Origin of the sequence: Butyrivibrio sp. AD3002 (genome assembly GCF_000420905.1) — a bacterium.
In the GTDB taxonomy this organism is placed as follows: Bacteria; Bacillota; Clostridia; order Lachnospirales; family Lachnospiraceae; genus Butyrivibrio.
The window spans coordinates 75562-82251 of record NZ_ATVV01000019.1; the positions used below are offsets into that span (position 1 = coordinate 75562).

Below are 6690 nucleotides of genomic sequence, written 5' to 3' on the forward strand. Positions count from 1 at the left end.
AGGTGCGGAAAAATCATGAAAACCGGGATTGTGATGGAGGGCGGGGCTCTCAGAGGGCTCTTTACATGCGGTGTTATAGATGTTCTTTTGGAAAATGGAATAAACTTTGACGGAGGTATCGGAGTATCCGCCGGTGCCACTTTTGGCTGCAATATAAAGTCCAAACAGATAGGCAGACCTTTACGATACAACAAGAAATATGCGGCAGATAAGCGCTATAAGAGCATTTCGTCCTGGATAAAAACCGGAGATCTTTTCGGAGTCGATTTTTGCTACAATGAACTGCCCTTTAAGCTGGATCTGTGGGATGATAAGACCTTCACGGAAAATCCGATGGAATTCTATGTGGTTGCAACAGACGTAGAAACCGGTGAGGCCGCATATCACAAGTGTTATGACGGACTTACCGAAGATATCAGATGGATCCAGGCCTCTGCTTCTATGCCTCTCGCTTCGAGAATTGTAGAGATAGATGGTAAAAAGTATCTCGATGGAGGAACTGCCGACTCCATCCCGCTTAAGTTCATGGAAGATCAGGGTTTTGACCACATACTTGTAGTGGAGACACAGCCCTATGAATATGTAAAGAAAAAGCAGGATTTCATGTGGCTCATAAAGCGCGTATACAGACATTATCCTAAATTCATTGAGGCAATCGAGAACAGATATATCATGTACAACGAAGAGAAAAAGTATGTACGTGAGCGCGAAAAAGAAGGAAAGGTTCTGGTGATAAGGCCGAAGGAGCCGCTCAATATAAAGCCTCTCGAGAAAGATCCGCAGGAACTTGACCGGGTTTACAATGCCGGCAGAGATGCTGCTAATAAGCTCCTTTCAAAAGATACATGGTTAAAAGGGAATGCTTTCTAAGCACTTCTAATTTACGTTGCTTCTGCCCTTTTCAGAGAATGCACACACAATCATAGCACCAATTAGCGCCGTGATTCCTGATACCAGGAGCATTCCCGGGACATTTATAAACACTGGAAAAACCAAATAATGCTGCAAAGCTTCCCCAGAACAACCCCTGTATTAAGCTATAGTGCACAATCTTTTCGCTGTGATATTTCTGTGATTATTCGAGTGATAACATAATCTCATCAAAACAAAAACAACAAGCCACACAGCATTATGAGGAGGCAGAAATGACTATGAAAAACACTTTAGCAATAATTATCGCAGGATGCATGGCATCAATAATAATTGTAGCAAGCGCAGCAACCCTTCTGGCATATGCATGTGCTCCGGCATCTACACCGGAAATAATAGCGGAAGCTACCGAAATCAATGATTGGAGCGGTTATAGCCATAAAATCTAATCGTTATGTGAAGGAAAATGTGCTCCTTTAATGGTTTTTACTTTCTCCTTATAACGTTATTGCATTCCGTGATGAATTTTTGCAAGTCTTTATACATTTGATAGATGGTTTCCGTTTTTCCATCCCCTAAATATGCATTAGATTCAATAAGACTGTTGTAAAATTCTACATTTCCGCCATTGTAGATATAATCCTTCAGCGTAAAATAAGCCTCATAAATATGGGGAAAATTGTTTTCTAAATTATTCCCTATATCTGTCCCAAAATAGAACTCATACTTTTGACCTATTTCTTCGCCGTGTTCTTTCAGACGTTCAGGCATTTGGACTTTAATGGAATCCTTCACCCAAAATCCGAGTCTTCGTGCCTCTTCCGCGGTACCATTTCCGGTCCTGTACGGATTGGATTTGCGAAATCTTTTAAGAATATCCTCTCTTACGAGACCTTCGAGAGGATCCCTATCGGAAATATCTTTTTTCTCAGTCTCTTCACTATGATCACTATCTGATTCATTAACTTCAGGGTTTACACAGTGATAGATTGTTTCACTCTCGCCGGTTTTTTCATCAATACGAATAAACCACGTTTCCAATCTCTTATATGCATATCGCAGCTTATCATCATCTTCCGGAACCCTGCACTCTTTGTTCTGAATAACATATATATAACCATCAACGGCTTCAATTACTCCGGCCGCCATTCTTGTATCTGTTTCATCATCAGAGGCCGTTTCATAGCCGGAAGCTACTTTTGTAAATATCCCATCTTCATCATAAAAACCGACATATCCTTCAGCATCAAGCGCTGCCGTATTTGGTGTTCCTTCAACGTAAATAAGCTCTCCGTTTTTTACCATTACTGGAGACGCAAAGCGCTCATTATTTGAGGCAGTTCCTGAAGGAGTGACTTCTTCGAGGCTGTCTGCTTCGCCGCACTTTACTCGTACATATTTTGAACCGGCATAGATATTTGTGGAACCTTTATAAGCGGATAGCCGCAAGTAAATATATCCGTTTTCTTCCCCAATGCGTCTTACGACGCAGGAGGCAGTTTGCTTTTCCAAAACCTCGGGAAGTTTTCCGTAAACTGTTTCTTCACCTGTCACTAAGTCGAATCCTGAGAGGCTTCCGGAATCTTCATCTTCCCTTGTCACACAAAACAGCTGTGATTCGCCCAATCCTGCATAATCATATAGTCTATTCGAAGAAACGGCTTCTTTATAATCACCATCTTCATCACAGATATAAAAATGCAATTTATGATCTTTAGAGCCAAAACCACCCGTAACAAAATATTTTCCTGAAGGCTGCGTACCATATATATACGTTCCGGGAAGGTCTTCTGAATCAGATCCGTCAAATGCGACCGAGTAAACGTTATCATTCCCGCTGGTTTGATTTGTACTTAGAATCATACGGTCCCCGGATATAACGATAGGTCCTCGTGACATATCTTCGAAGAGAATTTCAGTCTCCAATGTATCAGTATCCATAGCTACGATAGACCCTGTACTATCTTCCTCGATATCTTCATAATCGCCCCAAATTGCTGATAATTTCATTGCATCTTCGCTTGGAATTCTGAAATAAATGTGTCCGTTATATTGGACAAAGTGCTTCCCGTTACCCGGGATCGCTTTTTCAATATTCTTCTCCTGCATTCCGGCAGCGTTTACTTTTGCAGATCCGGTGAAAATTAATGCTGATAGCATGAACAAAGCTATACCCGCAAGTGATTTTAATTTTTTTCTATACATAATATTTTCCCCACAAAACTTTTCATATATCGATATTATTGTACTATTGCGCCTCAATCAATCCATAAAAAAGGACGGTGTGAGGTAACACACCGCCCCGAATGCGCATCTATCAGTTAAATAATGTGTACTCTCCGATATAAGGAAGAGGTTCTTCGCTCATATTGAAAGCTCTAACAATTCCCATAATAGAAAGAACAAAGCATGCGATTCCAAGGATGCTACCACCGGTTGCCAAGATTCCACCTGCCCTTGTAAGGATTGTTCCAACCGTACCAATAAGGTTAATGATAAGTGCCTGATTAAGATGTCTTCTTACAAGCGTATCATTTTTATCACGCAAAAGGAATGATACAACAAAACCGATCCATGTGATATAACTAATTACTGCAAAAAGCTTTGAATTCTTATACATAACAGTGTCCTCCTCGTCTAGGCTTTCGCCTGCAACAATTTGTTTTTTCATATCAGTTCATCTGATGTTTAAAGTATATTTGAATCCATGCTCAGAATATATATCCACAAAGAGGAAAAAACAGCCGCTATTTTGCTAATATCGAGAAGTATTTTTAATTGTAAATAAGCAAGGCTACACGTATACTAATTTTTTGAGGGAAAAACTATATTCTGAAAGGATTTTGGGGAAATCATGGAATCATTTTTTATTACTCTACTGGCAATGGCTGTACTCTTTGGCCCATTATTTCTAGCTGCTGCAATAATCTCAAAAAAAGATCCCAGAAACAACTGGGATGAGGAAGAACTTCAATATGCGGTGGAAGAAAAAGAACTTACACCGGACTTGGAGCTTGAAGCTGAGAAACAAAAGCGAGAAAATCTCAAAAGCAAAATCTTTTTAATCATGAAATTGGCTTTATTTATTGTAACTCTGACTGCCGCAATAATAAGCCAAAATATCAAAGCCATCCTTGCTGTTATAGTTGGAACAATCGTAGCTACATGTGTTAACTACGGAATCCTGAATGCACTTGATGAAAAATAGGATTTCACATATTTAATACACACTTTTTTACATTAAATGAGTCCCTCGTATTTGAGGGACTCATGCTTTTACTTTAGGTGAATATCAGATGAACGCTATTTAACTTTAACGCTCTTAGGAGTGCTCCAATCGGAATATACCTTTTCGCCTGATATTTTTTTGAATGTTCTTATACGAACATAATATTTCTTTCCGGACTTAAGTTTCTTGATCGTCTTAGTCTCTGTCTTGACCTTTGTTATAGTCACTTTCTTGACATTAGTCTTGAAATCCTTATCTGTACTGTACTGGATTTCATAGCCCTTGATTCCCTTTGCAGTTTGCTTTTTCCACTTTATGGTAATGGACTTCTTTCCTGCCTTTGGTTTTGAAAGTTTTGCGTTTTTCTGGCTTTTGTCTATCTTTTCATCTACCTTATCAACTGCAGCATCGTCAGCTTTGTCCTTCCAAAGTGCTTTTATCGTTGTATCTTCTGTTATTGTTATAACTGCACCTGCAGCACCTTTATCCCACTTATCAAATTCTTTATTAGTGGGAGGAGTAAACTTGTTTTCTGGAAGTGTGTATTGACTTCCGTCAGTTACGGTTACAGCATCCATTGTTCCGGTTCCACCGTTCGCATCAAATGTAATTGTGCGGGTAACAGGCTGTGGCTCAGGTTGACTTTGTGTGCTGGTGAATTCGATAGCACTGACATCTCCTCCAGCAGAAGGGATATTTTTGGTAGAGCTTGTGTTTTCTCCGAGTGTCAGGGCTGCGGTTGATACAATTTGAAGTGTATCACACTTCAAACTTGCTCCGGCTGCCAGTTTTATAGTAGAAGCACCATCAACTGTAAGTTCCTGAATATAGTTAGTGCCTTCAAATACATATGCAAAATTGTTTCCCCAAAAACTCACATTAGAAAAAGGAGTGCTGGTTTTCTTAAGGGTATTCATATTTTTGATGGTAAGTGTTCCCGGTGCCGTCAGTGTTATGCTGTCATAGGTTGTACCCGGTGTTATATACAAAACACCATCGTAGGATGGATCAAAACATTGTGCACTATGGGTACCACTACCATCAGTCGGGGTACCATCCGAAATAATTACACAATTAGTGTTATCAACCGTTACCTGAGCTTTTACTACACTTCCCGCCATAAGGCCTGACATTGACATGAAAGTCAGGGCAAAGGCCAGTAAAGAGCATCCAATTTTCCTTATAACCTGCTTCATAGACATTAATCTCCTTCCTAAAACTAACCAAAGGTGCCTGATAGGTTTCACACAATTAAAACCTACGATAATTATCACTCTTACCGGTAAAAAACAAATAAAACCCAGCTTAAAATATAATAAAATATACTAAGCTGGGTCATATTATTTTATCAGTTGTTATATGTATATGATGAAGAATGAATGCCAGTCTGCCATCTCATTATTCTCAAATTCAAGATGATCATCACAATCATGCAGAGCACAAGTGGTATGCATCCATCTATATAACCTTTAACGTACGAAAGCTCGTAGTAGAGGATGTAACATATGAGGCTTATGATTGACACCAGCAAAATGACTGCCGCGCAGATAATCGCCTCTTTTGCAGAAAAAACGCCCAAGGGTGTACATATAGTTGCACAGGGCTGCCTCAAGTACAGACCATCCCACAATGATAAAAAGCTCAGATGTGACTTGCCTGTGAAATATTGTTCTGGTCAAAAGCAGCAAAAGAGCATACAGGAAAATTCCGGACGCAATAATCCATATTCCCGGAATCCCTTTTTGTATAGCTTCTTCTGAGGGTGACGCCATACCTGTCACCGCAAAGAAAAGCCCTGAGAGTCCGGAAGCAAATGCTCCATAAATATCATAGGATGTGCCGTGCAAAACGGCGTTTCCTTCATGTACATTCCCAATGTTTCGTCATTATCATCCATACAGACAACGGATCTTGGATCTATATCAGGAAACAGCTTTTTGACAACACTCTTTACAATCTTTGGCTTTTCAGAAGCATCAAGCGTATAGTAACAATGGTCAATGGGGATTCCATATAACTTCCGGACCATTTCTGATTTCCACGCTTCATGTCCGTGCGGCTCCCTTGATATGCAGAATATCTTGTCTGTACCATGCTGCTGGATATATCTGTATATGGGCTCAAGCCTCTTGCAGTCCGCATATATGTTTATGTCACGAAACTCCGGTGTGAAGTCTAGTTCGTGATGGGCATGATATTCCCCATATGAATAACTCGTAAGAACCCCATCGATATCCAAAAATACAACAGTTTTTTTGTCGTGTAATATATCCCAAATCTTGTTCATCTCATCTCTCTACTTTATTATGATGTATCAGCGAGAAAACTCCTTCCGACATAGTCGGTGGGGGATGAATCGCTGGCCCTCAGCGTTTTGCTTTAATATATCGTCCTGTCTTTTCATATTTTCTTTTGTGGTCATCCGTGCGCTGGCTTTCTATATATTTTTTCACTGTCTCAAGTGAAACGGATCCGGTTGTGGCGCAAAAATAACTCCTACTCCAGAAAAGAGCATCTCCCCACAGAAATTTTTCTATATGTTCACGGTATTTGATCCTGACTTCTTTAGAGAGCTGGGACTTTAAGGTGTT

Annotated in this window: 9 protein-coding genes; 4 read left to right on the forward strand and 5 right to left on the reverse strand. The window is 40.0% G+C overall.

Annotated features, from left to right (window positions below):
• Nucleotides 1-15: 15 nt before the first annotated feature.
• Nucleotides 16-870, forward strand: a complete 855-nt coding sequence (locus G596_RS0113675) for a patatin-like phospholipase family protein (protein WP_022762400.1) — start codon at nucleotides 16-18, stop codon at nucleotides 868-870.
• A gap of 281 nt (nucleotides 871-1151) precedes the next feature.
• Nucleotides 1152-1319, forward strand: coding sequence for a hypothetical protein (locus G596_RS24940; RefSeq protein ID WP_155829286.1), 168 nt, complete (start codon nucleotides 1152-1154; stop codon nucleotides 1317-1319).
• 37 nt (nucleotides 1320-1356) lie between these two features.
• On the opposite strand, the gene G596_RS0113685 is transcribed toward G596_RS24940, so the two are convergent.
• Nucleotides 1357-3075 (reverse strand): hypothetical protein, encoded by a 1719-nt coding sequence (locus tag G596_RS0113685; RefSeq protein WP_022762402.1) that lies wholly within the window; start codon nucleotides 3073-3075, stop codon nucleotides 1357-1359.
• 112 nt (nucleotides 3076-3187) lie between these two features.
• Complete coding sequence (locus tag G596_RS0113690) at nucleotides 3188-3490, reverse strand: hypothetical protein (protein ID WP_022762403.1); 303 nt, start codon at nucleotides 3488-3490, stop codon at nucleotides 3188-3190.
• Nucleotides 3491-3724: 234 nt separating this feature from the next.
• Between G596_RS0113690 and G596_RS0113695 the strand changes: the two genes are divergently transcribed.
• Nucleotides 3725-4078, forward strand: coding sequence for a hypothetical protein (locus tag G596_RS0113695; protein ID WP_022762404.1), 354 nt, complete (start codon nucleotides 3725-3727; stop codon nucleotides 4076-4078).
• Between the two features lie 95 nt (nucleotides 4079-4173).
• Here the strand turns inward: G596_RS0113695 and G596_RS0113700 are convergent, their stop codons facing one another.
• Complete coding sequence (locus G596_RS0113700; protein ID WP_022762405.1) at nucleotides 4174-5295, reverse strand: fibronectin type III domain-containing protein; 1122 nt, start codon at nucleotides 5293-5295, stop codon at nucleotides 4174-4176.
• A gap of 318 nt (nucleotides 5296-5613) precedes the next feature.
• On the opposite strand from G596_RS0113700, the gene G596_RS0113705 reads away from it, so the two are divergent.
• Entirely contained in the window at nucleotides 5614-5859 is a 246-nt protein-coding gene (locus G596_RS0113705; RefSeq protein WP_196805228.1) for a hypothetical protein, read from the forward strand.
• Nucleotides 5860-5876: 17 nt separating this feature from the next.
• Here G596_RS0113705 and G596_RS0113710 read toward each other — a convergent pair whose 3' ends face one another.
• Nucleotides 5877-6386 carry a hypothetical protein gene (locus G596_RS0113710; protein ID WP_022762407.1) on the reverse strand — a complete coding sequence of 170 codons (510 nt, stop codon included), beginning with the start codon at nucleotides 6384-6386 and terminating at the stop codon, nucleotides 5877-5879.
• Between the two features lie 79 nt (nucleotides 6387-6465).
• Nucleotides 6466-6690: transposase (locus G596_RS22225; RefSeq protein WP_022762408.1), on the reverse strand; the 225-nt coding region annotated here is incomplete at its 5' end.

Coding starts and splice junctions, on each gene's coding strand:
- G596_RS0113675 (WP_022762400.1), top strand. CDS start 16: ATGAAAACCGGGATTGTGATGGAGGGCGGGGCTCTCAGAGGGCTCTTT.
- G596_RS24940 (WP_155829286.1), top strand. CDS start 1,152: ATGAAAAACACTTTAGCAATAATTATCGCAGGATGCATGGCATCAATA.
- G596_RS0113685 (WP_022762402.1), bottom strand. CDS start 3,075: ATGTATAGAAAAAAATTAAAATCACTTGCGGGTATAGCTTTGTTCATG.
- G596_RS0113690 (WP_022762403.1), bottom strand. CDS start 3,490: ATGTATAAGAATTCAAAGCTTTTTGCAGTAATTAGTTATATCACATGG.
- G596_RS0113695 (WP_022762404.1), top strand. CDS start 3,725: ATGGAATCATTTTTTATTACTCTACTGGCAATGGCTGTACTCTTTGGC.
- G596_RS0113700 (WP_022762405.1), bottom strand. CDS start 5,295: ATGAAGCAGGTTATAAGGAAAATTGGATGCTCTTTACTGGCCTTTGCC.
- G596_RS0113705 (WP_196805228.1), top strand. CDS start 5,614: ATGATTGACACCAGCAAAATGACTGCCGCGCAGATAATCGCCTCTTTT.
- G596_RS0113710 (WP_022762407.1), bottom strand. CDS start 6,386: ATGAACAAGATTTGGGATATATTACACGACAAAAAAACTGTTGTATTT.